The sequence below is a fragment of the uncultured Roseobacter sp. genome, from assembly GCF_947491795.1.
Lineage (GTDB): Bacteria > Pseudomonadota > Alphaproteobacteria > Rhodobacterales > Rhodobacteraceae > Roseobacter.
Genome location: NZ_CANLKW010000003.1, coordinates 448854 through 469590 on the forward strand (window position 1 = coordinate 448854; position 20737 = coordinate 469590).

The window sequence follows — 20737 nt, forward strand, 5'->3', positions numbered from 1 at the left end:
ACATGAAAATTAACGTTACAAGAACCGGCCTTGCCATGGGCCTTGCCGCGGGCATTTCAGCCGCAGGCGGTGCTGCAGCAGCGCAGGACTGCACCACCAAAATCGGTGCGGTGCTGCCAACCTCCGTAGACTGGGGCAAACCGATTGCTGCAACCGCGCAATATGTCGTTGAACAGGTCAACGAGGCAGGTGGTGTTGCAGGCTGTGATATCGAAATGGTTTTGCGCGACAGCCAGGTTGATCCAAAAGTCGGCGTCGACGCGGCCAAGGCGCTGGTCGACCTGGACGGTGTTCAGGTGCTTCTGGGCGCTGTATCCAGCGGTGTTTCCATGCCTATCCTGACCTCTGTAACGGCACCTGCGGGCGTGATGCAGATGTCGTGCTGCTCTTCCTCCACGGCTTTCACCGGACTGGCCGAAGAAGGCAAGACAAAGGGGCTGTGGTTTCGCACTTTTGCAACCACCGGCGTTCAGTCTGCCGTGGCCGCAATGGTGGCACGTGACAAGGGCTACAAGTCAGTCGCCGTTCTTTACAAGAACGATGACTGGGGCCAGGACATTGGCAAGCTCGTGGCGGCCGATTTTTCAGCCCTTGGCATCGAGGTCACCGGCTCGGTTGCGCTGAACGACGGCCAGGCATCTTACCGCGCCGAAGTGACGGAAGCGCTCAAGGGTAAGCCTGAAGCGGTCTATCTGGCGCTCTACCCCAAAGAAGGTACAGCTGCCGTGCGCGAGTGGCTTTCGCTGGGTGGCACGCAGAACATGATCGTGGCCAATTCGCTGAAATCTGACGAATTCCGTGAAAACGTCGGCCTTCAGTATCTTGGCAACATGGTTGGTACTGATACCGCCTCGCCACGCAGCGCGTCGGCCACAAAGTTTGTCGATCAGTACACTGAGCACTTTGGTGCCGCGCCAAATGGTCCGGGCCTGTCCAACAGCTATGACGCGACAATGATCGCGCTCCTGGCGATGGAAGCTGCCGGCAAGGATGCCACCGGAGAGGCCATCGCAGCCATGGTCAGCAAAGTGACAGATCCGGACGGGACGCCCGTTTCTGCAGACGCCGAAGGGTTTGCTGCTGCCAAGGAAATTCTGGCTTCGGGCGGCAACGTCTTTTACCAGGGCGCGACAGGCAACGTGCGTTTCGATCCCAACGGCGACGTTTCGGCACCTGCGGTGACCTGGGGTTTCACTGAGGCTGGCATCGAAGAGTTGCAGTACATATCGCTGGATGAAGTTGACGCCTTTATGGGCACACTCAACTGAACCAGCCGGCGATGGAGTCCGGGCCGGTCTGAGAAAGAGCGGCCCGGTTTTTTATGAACTAACCGGCTGACAGGCTGGTCAGTTAAAGTGGATCGGACTATTCGGCCGCCAGACGCACCGGCAAAGGAGCCGTCTTTTCTGACGGCGCTGATGCCGTCTTTTCTTTTTCTGCCCGGCGCGCACTTGCGTATAGCAACGCAAAAGCAGGCGGTGTGAAGTAGAACGACACAACCGCGGACAAGAGCACACCTCCCGCAATCGCGACCGCAAATGGTGGCCAGAACCCGCCACCTGCGAGGATCAGAGGCAGAAACCCTCCAAAGGTCGTGATGGTTGTCGAGATGATATGACGGCTTGAGCCCCCCACAACGCGTGCCATGGCCTCGGTATCACCCGCGACTGCTTTGCTGTCCGCCTTCAGACCGGTCAGAATAATGATGGCTGCATTGACGGACACACCAATCGATCCGATGACACCGATGATCGCGTTGATCCCAAAAGGAAACTGCATTGCCGCAAGCGCAAGGAACGAAAGCCCCGCTGACAGCACACAGACCACCAGGGCAATCGCGGTCAGCCGGAATGAGTTGAATGTCAGAACAATGGTCGCGATTGTCAGCGTAATGATCAGGCCGACAGAGGCCATCAGATTGCCCACTGTGCTGGAGCGCGCATCTGAATCGCCCCCCAGTTCCATGCGATATCCCGACGGCAGGGCAAACCCGGCATCATCCAGAGACGCGAGTACGGACTGCAATGCTTCTTCTGGCAGAACACCCGGCACAATAAAGGCCTGCACCGTGTTGGTACGTTCGCCGTTGCGCCGCGTGATTACGCTTTCCGCCGGCTCCAGAACCGGCTGTGCCAGCGCAGACAGGGGCACCGCAGGAAAGACGCCTTCGGCCGACAGGGTTGCTGCACCGGGAAGTACAATGGGCATATCTGTGATCGCAGTGAGGTCGCTGCGCACGCCCTGCCCCATCCTGACCCTCACCGGCAGCTGATCCGTTCCCTCAACAAGACTGCCGCCCGTTACACCGACCAGCGCCGTTTCCAGCTGGCGTGCGATGTCAGTGACATTCAGTCCAACCAGCCGGGCCGCAACCTCGTCGATTTCGAACCGTAACTGCGGCGCGCCGCCGGCAACCACAGACCGGGCCTGCGTCACCAAAGGCAGGTTCGCCATCAATGCGCGTGCCTCATCGCCAAGGTCGCGCAACACCTCCAGATCAGGGCCAACAAAGCGCACCTCTACCGGAGCATCCACAGGCGGGCCCTGCACGAGTGAGCGCAGAATGATGCGCGCCTGAGGAAAGCGTGCCTCCAGTTCCGCCTGAAGGGACGGCACCAACTGCGCGGCATCCCCGGCCGTCTGCGTTTTGATCATCGCCTGGGCATACCCCGGCTCGGACGACCGGCCTGCGGTGATGTTGTAGTAAAACGCAGGACCAGAAGAACCGATACTCCAGTAAACCTTATCGATCCCGTCTTCTTTCGCCAGAACACTGTCGATCTCGCGCGCAATCCTGGCGGTTTCGTCAATCGCCGTTCCAGGCGGCATGTCCACTTCCAGGTAGAACTGGTCGCGCTCTACACCGGGAAAAAACTGTGCCGTCAGGGTAGGAAAAGAGGCAAATCCCACCACCGGCAAGATCAGCGCAAGCGCCATCGAACGCAACGGATTGCGCACAGACCACCGCAGCGATGCAGCAAACAGCTTTCCAACAAACGGAACAGCGATGCCCGACGCCGATCCTGATTTCAGGAACCATCCGGCCAGTGCAGGTGTCACCGTCAGCGCCACAATCAATGACCAGACCAGCATCATCACAACCGCAATTGCGATGGCGCCCACAAAATCCCCTGCCGGGCCGGGCAGCAGGATCATCGGCGTGAATGACAACGCAGTTGTAATGGTCGACGCCAGCAAAGGTGCGGCCAGCCGTTTAGTGGCATCACCCGTCGCTGCCTGACGGGACATGCCGCGTTCCAGCCGCTGACGTACTTCATCGACCATGACGATTGCGGCATCAACCAGCAGGCCCAGTGCCACGATCAGACCGGTTACAGACATCTGATGGATGGGCAGTCCTATGAAATTCATACTCGCCAGCGTAGCCAGCGACACCACCGGCAACACCAGAGCGACAATTGCCGCCGCACGCACGCCAAGGGTCAGAAACAGCACAGAGACCACAAGGCCGACCCCGATTGCCATGTTCGTGCCGACTTCGGTCAGGCGGTCGGCCGTATACTGGCTCTGGTCGAACATCAGCGTTTCGGACAGACCCGACGGCACAAGGGGGCCGCTCTCTTCCAGAGTGTCGCGCACAAATCCCATCCAGCGGTCAATCTGCACACCGTCCTGTGCCAGAACGCCCACAAGCACCGCAGGCCGGCCGTTTGCGATGGCAAGCTCTTCGGCCGGATCTGCCTCGGTTCGTCGGATTTCTGCAATATCGCCAAGCAAAACCCGCGCGCCCTGAGCATTCTCGCGCAGAACGACCCGGCCAAGGCGCTCCAGTTCTTCGATTGCGCCGGACGTTGTGATTGTCAGGTCGGTGTCACTGCGCTGCAGCCGGCCGGCCTGGACTTTTCCGTCGGCGGCTGCGATGCGCGCTGACACTTCATCCGCTGTCAGGCCGAGTGCTGCAGTAGTCTCTGGTTCAAGCTGCACCAGAACCTCAGGTATAACCTCGCCAAAAAGGTCGACAGCGCGGGTCGCAGGGACCGACCGCAACCGGTCCGCCAGGGCGTCCGCATGGGCCTGAACCACTGACATCGGAACCATGTCGTGCTCTGCGGTCACGGCGATGACCGCAGAATAGGCAGATATCCCTTCCGCGTTGAATTCAGGCGGCTGGACACCCGCAGGAAACCTGCTGCGGGCTTCTTCCACGGCATCGCGGGCTTCTGACCAGACCTGCTCGATGGTCTCTTTGCCGAGTGTTTCCAGCAATTCGACCGACACAACAGAGACGCCGGAACGTGAAACCGATGAGATAACATCCACCTCGGCAATTTCGCGAAGCTCCTCTTCAATCTCGGAGGTCACCAGGGTTTCAACGCGCGCAGGATCCGCTCCGGGAAAGGCTGTTGTGACGGTTGCGAAAAGGTTGGTGATTGTCGGGTCTTCCTGCCGGCCAAGCGACAGGAATGACGAAAGGCCCGCTGTAATCAGCACAAGCAGTATCAGTGCGACCAGACGTGGCTGGCGAAACGTGAGCGTTTCCATCGATCAGCTCTCCCCCGTCATGGGGCGCACGCGCTGCCCCGGCACCACCCGGTGTGCTCCCGAGATGACAGCCAGAGCGCCCTGTTCGAAAGAGCCGCGGATAAAGGCACGTGTGCCCTGCATGTGGATCAGCTCGACCGACGCCGCTTCCAGGGTGTCATTCTCGACCAGATAGACCGTCCACTGACTGCCCGCCCCTTCTTTGAGGGCGTCCACAGGCACCCAGGCTCCCTGCGCCTCGACCGTCACCGGCAATTGCAGCGTCGCTGTCTGTCCAAAGACCATAGCGTTTTTGTTTTCAATCGTAAAAAGCGCCGTGCGCGTGCGCGTGACCGGATCAAGATCAGGCCGGATCTGACGCAGCCGGGCATTAATTTCGTGCCCGCCGAGCGACACGGTCACTTCGCTGCCCACCACCACGTCAATCGCGACCGGCAGGCCTACGCGCACTTCAGGAGCTGTGGTTCTGATGAGTGTCAGAACAGGCTGCCCAGGCGACAGAGTGACAGCAGGATCGGCATGTTGTGTGCCGACCCGCCCGGAAAACGGTGCGGTAACCACCGACTTGCTGATGTTGATCTGCACCATATCCAGGGCCGCTGAAATCTCTGCCATCCGGTTGCGCAGTGCGTCCCTTGTGCTGACGGCCTGATCAAGTGCTTCCTGGCTCGAAAAACCACTTTCACGCAGACGGGTGGCCCGTTCTACCCGGCTTTCGGCAAATGTCAGTTCATCCCGCAGGGCCGCCCGAGAAGCATCAAGTCGCCGCGCATCCGCCTCCAGCAGCGCTGTGTCGAGGCGCGCAATGACCTGCCCTTTGGTCACAGGCTCGCCTTCACGGACGGTGAGATCGCTCAGCCGGCCAGAGAGCTCGAATGACAACGTTACCTCTTCGGCGGCCTCGATCTGGCCTGAGAAACTGCGCATCACCGAATAGCTGTCCTCGTACGTCAGTACCGCGACCTCAACGGGTGTCAGATCTGCGGCGTCGGGCAGTACAACGTCCGCAGCCCGCCCCGCGAGAAAGCCGCTTGCCATGGCAACAATCAGACCGGCTGCGGCCATTGTGCCCAGTGTGCCAGCGATAGTGGCGGCGCGGCGCAGACCCCGGCGGAGCCTTCCTGACTTCTCTGGTTTGCTTGTCATCACTCTCAGATCCCGTCTTGCATGTTAGCATCTCTAACATATGTTAGCGGCTCTTACTTTGACAAGAGTTACGTTCTCTGAAAAAGATTGGATCATGGAAACAGATGAAAAAACTTCTGCGCGCACCAGCTATCACCACGGTGATCTGCGCGCCCAGCTTCTGGAAGCAACGCGTCAGCTGGTGGAAGAAAAAGGCCCCGACCGTTTCTCTGTTTCAGAGGCGTGTCGCAGGGCCGGTGTTTCCACTGCGGCGCCCTATAAGCATTTCAAAGACAAAGAAGAAATGCTGCATCATATCGCTCTGGCGGGGATGGAACGTCAGCGACAACAGATGCTTGAAGAGCTTTCGCTCTGTTCGGCTGGCACCCTGGACCGTGTGGTCGCGATGGGCCGCGTCTACATCAGATTTGCGCGGGCAGAACCCGGGGTTTTCCGGCTGATGTTCGGTTTGTCAGAGGATCACGCGGACCATTGCGACATGGTCCAGCTGGGAGATGACACATTCACTGTGGTCCAAAGCGAAGTGGCCAAATGCCATGGCCGGGACACCATCATCGAATCAGATGTGAACGAAGCCTTCTTGCTGTGGAGCTTTGTTCACGGGCTTTCTTTTTTGCTGATCGACGGCAAACTGAAAGACGCCAAAGTCCCCTTTGATCTGGAAACGACCCTGCGCGAAGTCGCCGAAAGGGTCGTTGGAACGGAAATCAGCGGCGGATAAGGTTGCCTGGCCTCAGACCTGTGATGTCTGCCGCAGTCTGAGGATTTCAACCGCCTCCTGCGATGTCGCCACCCGGCATCCCAGGCTTTCAATCAGGCCCGTCACCGTGGCAACCTGCCCGGCATTCGATGTCGAGGGTTCACCCGGACCGGCCCAGAGGGAATCTTCCAATCCCACCCGCACGTGACCCCCGCCCGCAATGGACTGTGCGGCGATCTTCATTTGTTGTGCGCCCGCCCCAAGCACAGACCAGACCATATCGTCGCCGAACAGGCGCACCGCCGTGCGTCGCATATGGGCCACGTCATCCGGATGCGCGCCAATGCCCCCAAGCAGTCCAAAAACCGTCTGCACGAAAAAGGGCGGCTCGATCATGCCCTGATCCGCAAACCAGGCAAGATTATAGAGGTGAGAGGTATCGTAGCACTCAAACTCAAACCGGGTGCCATTGTCACGACAGGCATCCAGGACAAAGCCGATATCTTTGTAGCTGTTCCGGAACACCAGATCGCGTGACCCCTCCAGGTGGTCTTTCTCCCAGCCGCCAATATCGGGATACCGGCCCAGCATCGGGAAAAGCCCCATGTTCATCGAACCCATATTGAGCGATGCCAGCTGCGGCGCAAAATGCTGCGCGGGGCGCACACGTTCCGCAACGGTCATATACGGGCTGCCCCCTGTTGTCAGGTTGAGCACAGCGTTTGTTCGCTCCCGGATTTCCGGCACGATGCGGGCGAACCCCTCGACACTCTGATCTGGTTTGCCGGTGGCCTCGTCGCGGGCATGAAGATGCAGGATTGCCGCACCAGCCTGTGCTGCATCAACTGCAGAAGCAATGATTTCCGCAGGGTTTGACGGCAGATGGGCGGACATCGACGGTGTATGGATTGCGCCTGTAACAGCACAGGTGATGATAACAGGACGACGCCTGGCCATGGGAACCTCCGGTGGCAATTCGGGTCCGGCAAGGCTTGCATGAGACACAATGGTTTACAATCAAAGTCGTACGGGGGAACCTCCGCTTCAGTGCGGCGGAGGGCCTGATGAATATTCTCTATATTATGTTCGATCAGTTGCGGCATGACTATCTGGGCTGTGCAGGACACCCTGCCCTGAAAACGCCGAACATCGACAGGCTGGCCGCCAGGGGCGTTCGCTTTTCGAACACCTATACCCAGTCGCCCGTCTGCGGTGCGGCACGTATGAGTTGCTACACAGGGCGTTACGTGTCCTCGCACGGTGCACAGTGGAACGGATACCCCCTGCGCGTCGGGGAACAGACGCTGGGAGATCACCTGCGGGCCGGCGGGACCGATTGCTGGCTGATCGGGAAAACCCACATGAAAGCCGATGCCGAAGGGATGGCACGGCTTGGGCTGAGCCCGGACAGCACCATCGGTGCGCGCCAGGCGGAATGCGGGTTTGATGTCTGGTGCCGCGATGACGGTTTATGGGCCGAAGGACCGGATGGGTTTTATGACAGCAGGCGAAGCCCCTATAACGCCTACCTTCAGGAAAAGGGATACCCGGGCAATAACCCCTGGGCTGATTTTGCCAATGCCGGTGTCGATGGAGACAACATGGCCAGCGGCTGGTTCATGCAGAATGCAGATCGCCCCGCGAACATCCGCGAAGAGGACAGCGAAACGCCATGGCTGACCTCTCAAGCCATTCGTTTCATCGACGAGGCCAAAGGGCCCTGGTGCGCACATGTCAGCTATATCAAGCCACACTGGCCTTATATCGTGCCCCGCCCCTACCACAATATGTACGGCGTTCAGGACATCGTTCACCCCGTCCGCGCGCCATCCGAGCTCGAAAACCCAAACCCTGTTTACAAAGCCTTCACCGAGAGCTTGGTGGGTCGCAGCTTTTCAAGAGACGAGGTCCGGGAAAAAGTGATCCCCGCGTATATGGGCCTGATTGCCCAGTGCGATGACCAGATGGGCCGGTTGTTCGACCATCTTGAGGCCACAGGGCAGATGGAGACCACAATGATCATCCTGACGTCCGATCATGGGGACTATCTGGGCGATCACTGGATGGGTGAAAAAGACCTTTTCCATGATCCTTCTGTCAAAGTACCTCTCATCATTTATGACCCGCGCCGCGAGGCCGACCCCACACGGGGGACCGTCTGCGATGATCTGGTTGAAGCTATTGATGTCACTGCCACAATAATCGATGCCGCCGGGCAAACCGTTCCAGATCACATCGTTGAAGGGCGTTCTCTGATGCCCTGCCTGCGGGGCGACAAAAACCGCAAAAAGCGTGACTTTGTCATCAGCGAATATGACTACAGCCAGCATCCGGTTGCGGCGGAACTGGGGCTTGCGCCCCGTGACGCCCGATTGTTCATGGTTGCCACGCAGTCATGGAAACTGGTGCACAGCGAAGGTGGCGTTCCGCCCATGTTGTTTGATCTGCACAACGACCCCGATGAGTTGTGTGACCTTGGCCGTGATCCGGCTTTTGCTGAGAAACGGGACGAGATGTATGCGCTGCTGCACGCTTGGACCAGACGGATGTCCCAGCGCGTTACTGTCAGCGACCAGGACATCAAAAGGCGTGCGGAAAGCCCACCGACAACGGGAATACTGCTCGGGCTTTTTGACGGCACAGAGGTAAACGCGGAGTACTCGGCACGCTATCGCGGTAAGGCAGCCAAGGATTTCACCAACGGCTGAGTATCACGCATTTTTGCCCGCAGCCTTCAGCGCCTGTCGCAGGATTTCGCGATCACCGATGTGATTGCTCAGGATCAGGATCAGGCGTGCATTAAAGGCATCGCTCTCGGCCTTGCTCAATTCATGATGCGCGGCGAGCAGTTCGTCATAAAACCCATCAGGGTCATCGAGGCCGGGATCAAGTTTCAGATCAGCCATTCCTGTCTCCTCCTGTCGCCGCTGTCAGCGCAGCAGCAATGGCCGCGGGTTCTGCCTGCGGCCAGCGGGCTGCCACATGCTGGTCCGGGCGAATGAGATAGGCAGCCGATGCTGCATTCCCCAGATAGCGTTCAGCCAGCAGCTGTGACGGATCATCGGTTGCCGTATCCAGCAGAACAACGCGCAATGGCACGCACAATTCATCGGTCACTGTCATTTCCGTGTTGATACACAACAGCGTAAATTCTCCCATCAGCAGGTCCAGCAGAAAGCCGTCTGCCAGCGGCGCGTCCACACAGGCAGATCCCGGACGGGTTTCAGCAGGCCCATCCAGCGCGTCCGGCGTGTCTGACCCTGTAGTGTTATATACGCAGGGAACAGAAAGGCGGCCCGAATTCACCAGAGGCCGGGCAAATGGGTATGTGCCAGCCAGCTCAAGCACTGCGTTGCGAAAGACGGAGCTCATTTCCGATTTGGGCGTCAGGAAATCAGTCGCGCGGGTGGAATTCAGTATGTTTTCGTCAGCTGCAAGCACCCGTTCGTCGCAATAGCTGTCCAGAAGCCTTTCCGGTGCCTGCCCGCGAAGCACCATATCCAGCTTCCAACTCAGGTTGTCCGCGTCCTGTATGCCCGAGTTTGCGCCCCGTGCCCCGAATGGTGACACCTGATGCGCCGCGTCGCCTGCGAAAAGCACACGGCCATGTCTGAACTTCTCCATCCTGCGGCATTGGAACGTGTAGATCGAGGTCCATTCCAGCGCGTATTCCACGCCTTCCCCAAGCATCGCATCGACCCTGCTCCGCACCCGGTCCGGTTCCAGCTCCAGCGCTCTGTCGATATCCCAGCCCAGCTGAAAATCGATGCGCCAGATGTCGTCTGGTTGTTTGTGCAGCAGGGCTGACTGGCCGCTGTTCTCGAAAGGCGGCTCAAACCAGAACCACCGCTCAGTCGGGAAGTCCGCCTTCATTTTCACGTCTGCTATCAGGAAGTTATCCTCAAACACCCGTCCGTCAAAGCTCAGCCCCATCATGTGTCTGACCGGTGACCTGGCCCCGTCACAGGCAATCAGCCAATCGGCCTCAATAGCATAGGGCCCGTCAGGCGTATCCACCTGCAGCACTGTGTAATCAGCGCGTTGCTCCAGCCCCGTTACCGCATTTCTGCCCCTTATCTCTATGGGCGCTCCCGCATTCTGAGCCGCGCGGATTTCATCAATCAGAAACTTTTCGAACCATGGCTGCTGCAGATTGATAAACGCTGGCCGTCGGTGACCCGGCTGTGGCTGCAGATTGAACTCGAAAACACGCCGGTCGCCATGGAACACCTTGCCGACATTCCAGACGACCCCCTTGTCGACCATTTCCTGCCCAGCCCCCAAACGGTCAGCAATTTCGAGAGTGCGCTTGGAAAAACAGATGGCCCGGCTGCCTTGCCCCACGCCTTCATGATCATCCAGCACCAGAACAGGGGTTCCCTTTTTACCCAGGTCCAGAGCGGCAGCCATGCCAACCGGCCCACCGCCAACAATAACGACCGGGTGCCTTCGCGGGGCGGCGTCCTGCGCATCCACGCGTTCATAGGGATAAAGGCGAAACGCGATGTCATACCGGACGTCAACCATCAGACTGCCCTCCCGCTCAGCCCTGCAGCTGTTCCCACATTTCCAGGTCGCGCTTGTCGGTCCAGATACGCGGCGTATCCATGCCGCGCGCCTCATCAAACGCCCGCGAGACATTGAAGGGCAGGCAGTGCTCATAGATCGCATAATCACTGAATTTAGGATCGCAGGCAGCCCGCACAGCCTCCCAGGCCTCTTTCAGCGTGCCCCCCCGCGCAGCTACGCGGGCAGCGGGCCGGTATGTGCTGTCAACAAAATCACGGGTTGAGGAGATCGCGCGGTTTACAGCCTCCTGTCCGACCAGCGCACCGCCACGACCGGGTGCGACGGCGTCCAGCTCATAACTCCGGATTACGTCGAGAGTGCCTCCCCAGTCTGCAAAATGACCGTCACCGCAATAGCAGGCCGAGTGGTCCTCGACGATGTCGCCAGTGAACATGACGTTCTGATCCGGCACATGGATCACCGCATCCCCTGCTGTATGCGCCCGCCCGGGGCAACTGATGTCTACCCGGCGCTTACCCAGATAAACGGTCATGCTTTTGCTGAAAGTCGTCGTCGGCCAGGTCAGGCCGGGAATGCTCTCATGTCCCTCAAACAGACGCGGAAACCGCTGGAACTCACTGTCCCAGTCTTCCTGTCCGCGCTCGGCCACCATGGCCCGGGCCTGATCAGACATGATGATCTGACCTGCATCATAGGCCGATGCGCCTAAAACACGCACAGCATGATAATGTGTCAGCACCAGATGGCTGATCGGTTTGTCCGTCACCTCACGGACTTTTTCGATAACCAGGTGTGCAAGCCGCGGTGTCGCCTGGGCTTCGACGATCATCACGCTTTCATCGCCGATAATCACGCCTGAATTCGGGTCTCCCTCGGCTGTGAATGCCCAAAGCCCTTCCCCTACTTCATCAAAAGTGATCTTTTTCTCACTCATATCACCCTGAGATGCGAATTTCTTTGACATTTTTCGATTTCTCCCTGCCTGGCGCTGCCCGCACCCTGTATTGCCGATTTTGGAACCGGCGTCGCCTTATCTCTGGCCTGCTGTGTGCACCACCTGATCGATGGCACCAAAAACTGACTGCCCCTCAGCGTCTTCCATCCAGATCTTCACCCGATCCCCCCCGCGCAGAAACGGTGTCACAGGCCTGCCTGTCCGGATCAATTCAATCATACGCTGTTCAGCAATACAGGCGTAACCTGCACCACCTTCAGCCACAGGTTTCCCGGCCCCCCCATCCAGCTTGTTCGACACCGTGCCTGACCCGACGATGGTACCGGCTGCAAGGCGACGTGTTTTAGCGGCATGGGCAATCAGCGTTCCAAAATCAAAGGTCATATCAACCCCGGCATCGGTACGGCCAAAGGGCTCGCCGTTCAGATCCACGTGCAGAATGCCGTGCAGCCGCCCGTCCTTCCAACCGGGCAGCGCGTCCGGAGTGACCGCCACAGGTGAAAAAGAACAGGCAGGTTTGGACTGAACAAAACCAAACCCCTTGCCCAGTTCGTCCGGAATAAGCGCGCGCAGCGAGACATCGTTGCACAGCATAACAAAGCGGACAGCCCCGAGCGCCTGTTCGCGGCTGGCCCCCACAGGGACCTCTCCGGTGATGACGGCTATCTCGCCTTCAAAGTCGATCCCCCAGTTCACGTCGCCGGTAATGTCCTCTCGCGGGCTCAGAAAACTGTCTGAACCGCCCTGATACATCAGAGGATCCGTCCAGAAGCTGTCGGGCATCTGCGCACCGCGCGCCTCGCGGACAAGTTCGACATGATTGACGTAAGCTGATCCGTCGAGGAACTGATAGGCCCTTGGCAGAGGCGAGGTACAGCGCGCTTCTGAAAAAGGCTGCGCATCGCCCTCGGGGACGATCCGATGCGCATCAAGCGCGGCCTGAAATGTCCGGCTCCCCGCGAACCGCTGCGTTTTCAGATCGTCCGAGACCACCACCAGCCGTCCGTCCGGCGTGCCATCGTTCAGCGTTGCAATTTTCATTTCTTTTCCGGTTTCCCGTCAAATTTTTTCCCCAGGCTTTCCCAACAATCGATGTAGTCATCCTGGAGTGGCGCTTCTTTGCCTGCAAAGACTGTCAGATGTTGCGGAAAGCGTGTCTCGAACATGAATGACATCGTGTTATCGAGCTTGTCAGGACCCAGGTTGGCATTGCTGGCCCTCTCAAATGCATTCCGGTCCGGACCGTGCGGCAGCATCATATTGTGCAACGACATCCCGCCCGGAACGAAGCCTTTGGGTTTGGCATCATACTGACCATATATGTTGCCCATCAGCTCCGACATTATGTTTTTGTGATACCAGGGAGGGCGGAATGTTTCCTCCGCCACCATCCAGCGTTCCCGGAAGAGCACAAAGTCAATGTTCGCAGTGCCAGGCTGACCCGAAGGCGCTGTCAGCACTGTGAAAATCGACGGGTCCGGGTGGTCAAAAAGCACTGCACCAACCGGGCAGTATGTGCGCAGATCATACTTCAGCGGCGCGTAATTCCCGTGCCATGCGACCACATCAAGCGGTGACTGGGCGATACGCGTCTGATGAAACTGACCGCACCATTTAACCGTCACAACAGATGGTGTTTCGCGATCCTCAAAAGCGGCAACGGGCGCTTTGAAGTCGCGCGGATTGGCCATACAGTTTGCGCCGATCGGACCGCGGCCAGGAAGCTCGAACTTCTGTCCATAGTTCTCACATACAAAGCCGCGGCATGGTCCCTCCAGCACTTCAACGCGATAGAGCAGCCCGCGTGGCAGAATAGCAATTTCTTTGGGTTCCAGATCAATAATACCCAGTTCTGTACAAAACCGCAGCCGCCCCTCCTGCGGCACAACAAGCAGTTCGCTGTCCGCCGAGTAAAAGTAGCTGTCTTCCATGGACGCCGTCACCAGATAGACGTGACTGGCCATCCCGACCTGTGTGTTCACATCGCCCGCTGTGGTCATTGTGCGCATACCGGTCAGCCAGGTCAGCGGGCTGTCCGAATGCGGCACCGGGTCCCAGCGGTACTGGCCCAGACTGCTCACATCCTCCGGCATGTGTGGCGCAGATTTCCAATAGGGCAGGTCCGTTTTTTCATAGCGGTGCGAGTGTTTTACAGACGGGCGGATCCGGTAACACCATGTCCGCTCCGGCCTTTCATGCGTAAAGGCCGTTCCGCTGAGCTGTTCGCCATAGAGGCCATAAGCACATTTCTGAGGGCTGTTCATTCCCTGCGGAAGCGCGCCGGGCAGTGCCTCGGTTTCAAAATCATTGCCAAATCCGGGCATATAGCCCTGGTGCGCACCCTGCAACGAAGGCGCCTGGATCATTGTGTCGCTCTGGATATGACTGTTCACGGGGTAACCTCGCCAGCGTCAGTTGTGCACAAGGTGTATTTGTTGCTTTTGTAACTATCAACAGCTGCATTGGATCTCTGAAGCCGGATAAAGACTGCGCAATGCTTCTGATGCCAGCAAGCGCTCCGATCACCTGCCGGCGCGGCGGGTCAGACGCTGGACTTCGCGGCGGATATCTTCGGCCGAAAGAATAAAAGCATCGCGTGCAGCAGGGTTCCCGGACGTACCTGGTCTGAGCGCTGCGACCATACCAACCAGCTGACCACGGGTGTCGAAAACCGGCCCTCCGGAAAATCCGTGGCGCACGCCTGGCATGCTGACGATGAAACCTCTGCCAAAGGGACGCACGGTCTGCAATGCTGATGAAACCCTGCCTGTTGCGGTTACCTGGCGTCGGGGCGACCCGCTGGCAGCGACAACACCCACCGCGTAGACACGTGCGCCGCGTCCGTCGCGGGCCGATCCAAACGGCGTTACAGGAAGCACCGCATCGGCCACTGACAGAACTGCTAGATCCATAAGCGGGCTGATGGCGACGACACGGGCAGAAATGCGCGGGCGGTCCGGCACCATGAGATAGACCGTATCACCGGCCCTTTTCGCGCCGATCACATGCGCATTGGTCACGGCCATGCCTTCTGAAACAGAGAATGCCGAGCCGGTAACCGCTCCGTTCAGCACGGCTGCGTGATACTTTACCGGCTGCCGGGCTTCTATCGCCAAAACCTGACTGACCAGGACCGTTACTGACAGAAAAACCGCGGTAAAAAACCGGACAAAAATGCGACGGACACAGATGTGATTGTGCCCTGCCCTGACAGAAAGCATGGTATTACTCCGACCCAAATTGCCCGAAACTTCGGACAAACCCGGGACGGATACTGGCGCGGTGGTCTTAACCAGGCGCTAAGATCATGATCTGCAATTCAAGCGATTTTAGTAAATTACGTCACCTGGCCGGTCAGAAACGGGCTACGGCCCCAAGAAAGAAACGGGTTTCGGCGTCTCCGTCCGGCGTATCGCTGGCAGTGCCACTGATCTGGCGAACAATCTGGGGCGTCAGTGAAAGCCATGGCGTTACGGCAATCTGTGCGCCGACGCCAAAAGAGCCAAGGTTTTCCCACTGCTGACCATCGCGCAGCACCGATCTGTCATAGGCGCGCCCGTAGTCCACAAAAGCATAGACATTTGCTGCTTCGGCAAACCTGCCCAGAAATTCGGGGCTGAGGGTGCGCCGCAACTCGGCGCGGCCTGCATAGCCGGCGTCGCCGGACGTATTTCCAGGCGCAAATCCACGGCCAATTGTTGCCCCGCCCAGATAGAACCGTTCGGAATTCGGCTGAACACCCCGGGACAGCTGACCCACGGCTTCGCCATAGAGCGACCAGGGACCCTGCCCGAGAGATTGCAGACGCGAGACACGGAACTGTGCCGATGTGAACGACAACTCGCCCGCAGCAGGCCCCGTGGCTGAACGTCTTGCTCCGGCGATATCGAGGCCCTGGCGCAACGAAACATCCACCAGACTGATCCCACCTCGCCGGTCGGCGATATCCCAGGCGAACCCGGTTTCCAGCACCACCAGTCTGTCCTCTTCGCCGGTCGTCAGACCCGACAAACTGGTTTCTGCATCACTGTGCCTTGCGGTAAGCCCGAAGCGGCCAAAAAGGTTTGACGTACGCGTACGCACAAACGGCACTACCAGAGTGGCCGATACTTCCTGCTGTTCCGAAATGGTCGTCAGGCCCGCGGTTGCCCCGGCCTGGGTCAGATCAGGATCGCCTCGGAACACATTGGCGTCCAGCCGCAGGCGTGCGCCATCAAGGACCGTGCCGGAAACACCTGCCAGCGGGGCATCAAAAGTCACGGCACCAAAAGCGAGCGAAGTCCCCTGAGGAGCCAGTGCCAGCGTGTAATCCAGCGTTTCGTTGAGGCCCAGCGCGTTGAAACTGCGCAGCCCGGCCCCAAGCGTCCATTCACCATAAAGCCGCGATCCCCGGTTATCCGCGGAGAAGTACCCAGTCAGTTTCTGCGGAGTGATGCTGACATCCAGATCAGCTGCACCAAAAGTGTCCGGTGACGGGCCCAGCACTGTTTCCACAGAAGTGGCAGAGGCCCCGCCAACAGCATCACGCGACAGCAGCACACTGCGCTCAAGGGTTTCGAGACGCAGTGGTTTATCGGTGGCTGTTGCCTCAAAATATTGCGCAACAAGCCGTTGCTGTTCAGGCGCGCCGCCATTCAGTCGCAAATCGTCGATGAAACCTTCGACCACCAGAATGCGGACAATCCCGTCGTCGATGGTTTGCGCTGGCAAAATTGCCTGGGACAATACATAGCCGCCTGCCCTGTAAGCTGCACTGATCCGGGCAGCGATCCCATCAAGGGTTGCAACTGTCACCGGTTCGCCCAGCAGATCTGTCCAGATCGGCTCCAGATCCTTTTCAGGCAAGGCAGAAGCGCCTTCAAGGCTGACCCCGCGCAGAATGAAAGATGGCCCAACACCGCCTGGCTGCAGTGGATCCTGATTGTCCAGGTCAGCAGGTGCGGTTACCTGCGCACCAGTCTGGGAACCTGTATCTGGCAGCGTTGGCACCTGCGGCGCCTGGGCAAGCGATACAGCCGGAGTTGTCATCAGCAAAAATGCGGCAACTGAACGGATCCGGCGCATCAGTTCTGCTCCCAGTAGTTCTCCGAGCGCACAACGGAAACGCACCCCGCCCTTGGGGCCGTACCGATGTTCGCAGCAACCCCGCAACTGCCCGTGGCGGTATCTTCGGCGCCACCGGCTGCAGGCACAAAGCCTTGAGAACCTGCATCACCTGCAGGCGCAAATGTGACAACCTCACCCAGCGAATAAGTCAGCGCGAAGGGACCGGCCTGCGCCAGCGGTGCGTCGCGCTCGGTGGTACGGAAAGCGGCGTCCCCCGGGGTCAGTGGATAGGCGCGGCGCCCGGCGCGGCGCACGCCGGTCACGCCACCTTCGGTCAGGTTTGAAACCGCGAATCCCTCGGGCGCAGGCGACCCGACTGTCAGTGTGCCATCTGCGAAAGTGATGGCGTAATTCGATGACGTCACACCACCCGGTGTGATCGCGAAAAAGCCCGCCGGGCTGGCCGGTGTCGCGGCTGTGGTAAGGGTGAGAGAACCTGCAAGGTCAGCCAGGCTTTCGCCCAGGACGAACCCAGTGACAGTTTCAGTAAAGACCGGATTGGGTGCACCAACATCTCGGCTGGCGTCATTTGCCGCAATGGTAAGTGCTGCCGGGTCGATCGTCAGCGTGCCGTCATTGGTGATCAGATTGTAGCCCTGGTTTGACGCTGTCGCAGACATGACGATCGCATAGGGGCTGCCCGCAACCGGTGCCGTCGCAACGGCCCCCGTGCTGCTGACGGATGCGGGCGCTGTCAGCGCTGTCGCTTCACTGTCTCCGGGCCGGAGTCCTGACGTTGAAAAAGACAGCAGGCCCGTCGCGTCCTGCCCGTATGTCTTGGTCAGTGACGTGGCCGTCAGCGTCAGCGTCGGTTGCTCTCCGTAAACGATCCGGTTGCCTGCAAAACCGCGCAGCGATCTGGGGCGCGTTGTTGCATAGGGCCTGTTGTAAAGGTCAAACTGACCGGAAGCAGGCTCAGTCCCGCTCAGACCGGCAAAGGTGTCAATGTAGAGCAGCCAGCGCGCATCTGCCCGGGTCGTCTGAAGAACGTCAGCGCCTGCATCATTGCGAAAAGACGGGCCCGCCGCGACCACCACGGGCGTGCCCGCGCTTCTGCCGGTGATCCGCGCGTCACGGTCCAGCTGCACACCAGCGTCTGTCTGAAGCAGGACCGTGGTTGCCTCGACCGGGCCACCGATACGGATCATCCCACCGGCACCGGCGTCAGCTGTCGTGCGCACATCAAAGCGTTGGTTGAGCGATTGAAAACTGCCGGAAACGAGCCGGAAATCCGATCCCGCGTTCAGATCAAAACGCGGGCGCACCGTTGCGGTGACGTCCCCGGTGATCGTTGTATCGCCTGTACCACGAACGAAACCGTCCCATGTCTGCGACGCTGCGTCGAGTGTCAGCGACGCGCCGTTCAGAGCCTGAACCTGTCCTCGTGCCCCACCAGCGCCGTTCGAGACAATCAGAGTGTCCGCATCAATGCTGATCGAGCCATCGCGCCCGGCAAGTATCTGTCCGTGGCCCCGGTTTGAGCCATCTCCACCACGCACTGTCACCAGAGGCGCCGTCAACGAGATGTCGGAACCGCCGTTGGCTGTCCGGCCCAGACGGGCAAGTTGCCGCGTACCCGTACCGCCCTGAACGCGGATTTCTGTACCGGCCACAATGTCAAGATCACCGGAATTGGAATAGACTTGGGTATTGCGGTTGGCGGCGTTCGTCCGTTCGATCAGAACACTGCCGGTCGTTGCCTCAAGCAGCATGCGACCGGAGTTGCTCCTGAGTACCTGATTGCCACCGGAGCCCCCGAAAATGACATCTCCGCCGCGCGATTGCACCGTCAGATCCCCGCCGCGGCGCGAAATAACATTCTGATTAACAACCACATCGTTCTGCGCGCGCAGATCAATGTCGCCTTCGCCGCGGGACTGGATCGATCTGTTGATCACCAGGCGGTCACCTGCATCAATCAGGTACCGGCCTGTACCGCGGTTTTGCTGTCCACGATCAACGGTCACCAGACCGTCTGCCCGGATTTCCACGTTGCCCGCGCCCCGGCTGAACACTGATCTGTTGAGATCGACATTGCCCCCGGCATCGATGTTGATGTTACCCGTGTTAAAAGTCTGAACGTTGCGGTTGATCGCCACGTCGCCCAGGGCCGTCATTTGGATATTGCCCGTGCCGCGCGACTGAACATCACGCTGAATTTGGATTTCGTCGCCTGCGTTCAGGGTCAGATTTCCCGCACCTCTGGTTTGCAGCGACTGGTTAACAAAGATACCGGCGTCCGCATCCAGCGTCAGGCTGCCAGCCCCGTTCCAGCGCAACGCAGAAGCAAGAGTGATGTTACCCGCATCCGTGGATCCGGCCTGATCCGTAGTGATCGTTACATCGGAGCCTGCATTCAGAACATTCAGAACCGAATTGCGTCTGATCCGGAAATCCCCGGTACCCGCCGGGGGGTTATTCGTTCCGGCAACGATATCGGTGCCGTTGCGGACAATTGTCACGTTGCGCGGGTCGAGCAGCCATTGGCCGCCGCTGCCAAGCGAAACGTCTGCGTTTTCACCCACATCCAGGTTGATGCGACCGGAGGTTTCGACAAAGCCACCACCAATGCCGCCTGAAGCGGAAACCGCGCCGTCAAACCATGTCGATCCGTCCGACCAGACAACGATTTTTCCGCCATCCCCATCCGCACCATCTGCAGAGAGCCGGGCCCCTTGCGCAACCCGTGTTTCCCAGGAGCGACGCAGATCGCCGCCGCCTTTGACGTCGCCCCCCACCAGAATACTGCCGCCGTCCGTCGCGCCATCTGCTGACAGCCGCGCCTCTGGCGCCAAAGTGACAGTCTCGCCCAGTACCCAGATACTGCCGCCCGCGTCATTGTCCGATGCAACATCCAGATCCCCGGATACCGTCACGGATGTCTGTCCGCGCCCGACCAGTTCAATACTGCCGCCACGCTGCGTGCCCGATGACGCGCGGATAACGCCGGATGTGTTAATAACGGCATCCAATGCACCCGCAGCACCTCCTGCCGTCAGCAGCACGCGCCCGCCTGATACGTTCACCGACCCGGATTGCGTCACTTTTGCACCGGCCCGGTCACCGTCAACAGACACCTGGAAAACCCCGTCACCGGCGAGATCAATTGTCGTCAGTTCACCAGAGGCCAGGGCCACTGTGCCCATGTGTGCCATGATCACACCGGCATTTTCGACGTCAGTGCCAACCAGGGCTGCCAGCCCTGCCTCACCAATCGTGAACTCGCCCTCATTTAAGACGCGTGCGCCATGCCGCTCCCCGCCTCCGATGCGGAAATTGCCAGAAGCCATAAAGTGCCCGGGGTCGACGCGCTGGCTGGCCGCAACAAGACCGCCCGCATCAACGCGCGCACTGCCGGAAAACACCACGCCTGCTGTATTCTGAATGACGATTGTACCCGGTGCTGTCAGCGTTCCCTGGATCAGGCTGGGAGTGACCGACTGGACACGGTTCAGCGTGGCCGAGCTCCGCCCCGGCTGATCAAAAGTAACGGTATGGTTTTTGCCAACGTCAAAACTCTGCCAGTCAATGATCGCACGCTGGGTTGTCTGGCTGATGACCGACTGGCTGCTGTTTTGCGAAATCGTTGCCGCGCCGGATGCAACAACACCGCCTTGTGGTGATTGCGCATTTGTCTGCCCCGAAGCGAGCGCCAGAACCGCGGCTGCCGCTGTCGTCAGCAGAAACCGCGTGTTGCGTTTACCTCCGGCGGAGAAACACCTGAAATCCGAACACTGCATACCTGTATTCCACTTTCCAAAACTGGATCGATTACTCGTATTTCGACTAAAATTTTA

Annotated in this window: 14 protein-coding genes; 3 read left to right on the forward strand and 11 right to left on the reverse strand. The window is 59.2% G+C overall.

The genetic code is table 11. From position 1 onward, the window contains the following. Positions 1–2: 2 nt before the first annotated feature. Positions 3–1268 (forward strand): ABC transporter substrate-binding protein, encoded by a 1266-nt coding sequence (locus Q1A34_RS14025; RefSeq protein ID WP_300035217.1) that lies wholly within the window; start codon positions 3–5, stop codon positions 1266–1268. A gap of 97 nt (positions 1269–1365) precedes the next feature. On the opposite strand, the gene Q1A34_RS14030 is transcribed toward Q1A34_RS14025, so the two are convergent. Further along, complete coding sequence (locus Q1A34_RS14030; protein WP_300035220.1) at positions 1366–4503, reverse strand: efflux RND transporter permease subunit; 3138 nt, start codon at positions 4501–4503, stop codon at positions 1366–1368. 3 nt (positions 4504–4506) lie between these two features. Beyond that, positions 4507–5649, reverse strand: a complete 1143-nt coding sequence (locus Q1A34_RS14035; protein WP_300035223.1) for an efflux RND transporter periplasmic adaptor subunit — start codon at positions 5647–5649, stop codon at positions 4507–4509. A 94-nt stretch (positions 5650–5743) separates the two neighbouring features. On the opposite strand from Q1A34_RS14035, the gene Q1A34_RS14040 reads away from it, so the two are divergent. Then, positions 5744–6370, forward strand: coding sequence for a TetR/AcrR family transcriptional regulator (locus Q1A34_RS14040; protein ID WP_300035226.1), 627 nt, complete (start codon positions 5744–5746; stop codon positions 6368–6370). Positions 6371–6382: 12 nt separating this feature from the next. Here the strand turns inward: Q1A34_RS14040 and Q1A34_RS14045 are convergent, their stop codons facing one another. After that, on the reverse strand, positions 6383–7306 hold the full coding sequence (locus Q1A34_RS14045) for a 3-keto-5-aminohexanoate cleavage protein (RefSeq protein ID WP_300035229.1): 924 nt from the start codon (positions 7304–7306) through the stop codon (positions 6383–6385). Between the two features lie 107 nt (positions 7307–7413). On the opposite strand from Q1A34_RS14045, the gene Q1A34_RS14050 reads away from it, so the two are divergent. Further along, positions 7414–9057 carry a sulfatase-like hydrolase/transferase gene (locus Q1A34_RS14050; protein ID WP_300035232.1) on the forward strand — a complete coding sequence of 548 codons (1644 nt, stop codon included), beginning with the start codon at positions 7414–7416 and terminating at the stop codon, positions 9055–9057. A 3-nt stretch (positions 9058–9060) separates the two neighbouring features. Here the strand turns inward: Q1A34_RS14050 and Q1A34_RS14055 are convergent, their stop codons facing one another. From Q1A34_RS14055 to Q1A34_RS14090, 8 genes are all read right to left on the reverse strand, one after another. Beyond that, complete coding sequence (locus Q1A34_RS14055) at positions 9061–9255, reverse strand: DUF2783 domain-containing protein (protein WP_300035235.1); 195 nt, start codon at positions 9253–9255, stop codon at positions 9061–9063. After that, positions 9248–10876 (reverse strand): FAD-dependent oxidoreductase, encoded by a 1629-nt coding sequence (locus Q1A34_RS14060; RefSeq protein WP_300035238.1) that lies wholly within the window; start codon positions 10874–10876, stop codon positions 9248–9250. Before Q1A34_RS14060 ends, Q1A34_RS14055 begins: the two co-directional genes overlap by 8 nt. Before the next feature lie 16 nt (positions 10877–10892). After that, positions 10893–11843, reverse strand: a complete 951-nt coding sequence (locus Q1A34_RS14065; RefSeq protein ID WP_300035242.1) for an MBL fold metallo-hydrolase — start codon at positions 11841–11843, stop codon at positions 10893–10895. Between the two features lie 66 nt (positions 11844–11909). Next, the gene (locus tag Q1A34_RS14070) at positions 11910–12875 is read right to left on the reverse strand and encodes a fumarylacetoacetate hydrolase family protein (RefSeq protein ID WP_300035245.1); all 966 of its coding nucleotides are present in this window, start codon (positions 12873–12875) and stop codon (positions 11910–11912) included. Beyond that, positions 12872–14200, reverse strand: coding sequence for a homogentisate 1,2-dioxygenase (gene hmgA / locus Q1A34_RS14075; RefSeq protein WP_300036690.1), 1329 nt, complete (start codon positions 14198–14200; stop codon positions 12872–12874). The genes Q1A34_RS14070 and hmgA overlap by 4 nt, the downstream gene beginning before the upstream one ends. A gap of 156 nt (positions 14201–14356) precedes the next feature. Further along, a complete protein-coding gene (locus tag Q1A34_RS14080; protein ID WP_300035248.1) occupies positions 14357–15055 on the reverse strand; it encodes a serine protease in 699 nt (232 codons plus the stop codon). Between the two features lie 133 nt (positions 15056–15188). Continuing rightward, positions 15189–16898, reverse strand: a complete 1710-nt coding sequence (locus tag Q1A34_RS14085) for a POTRA domain-containing protein (RefSeq protein ID WP_300035250.1) — start codon at positions 16896–16898, stop codon at positions 15189–15191. After that, positions 16898–20680: an MBG domain-containing protein gene (locus tag Q1A34_RS14090; RefSeq protein ID WP_300035253.1), complete on the reverse strand. Its 3783-nt coding sequence runs from the start codon at positions 20678–20680 to the stop codon at positions 16898–16900. The genes Q1A34_RS14085 and Q1A34_RS14090 overlap by 1 nt, the downstream gene beginning before the upstream one ends. Between the last annotated feature and the right edge of the window lie 57 nt (positions 20681–20737).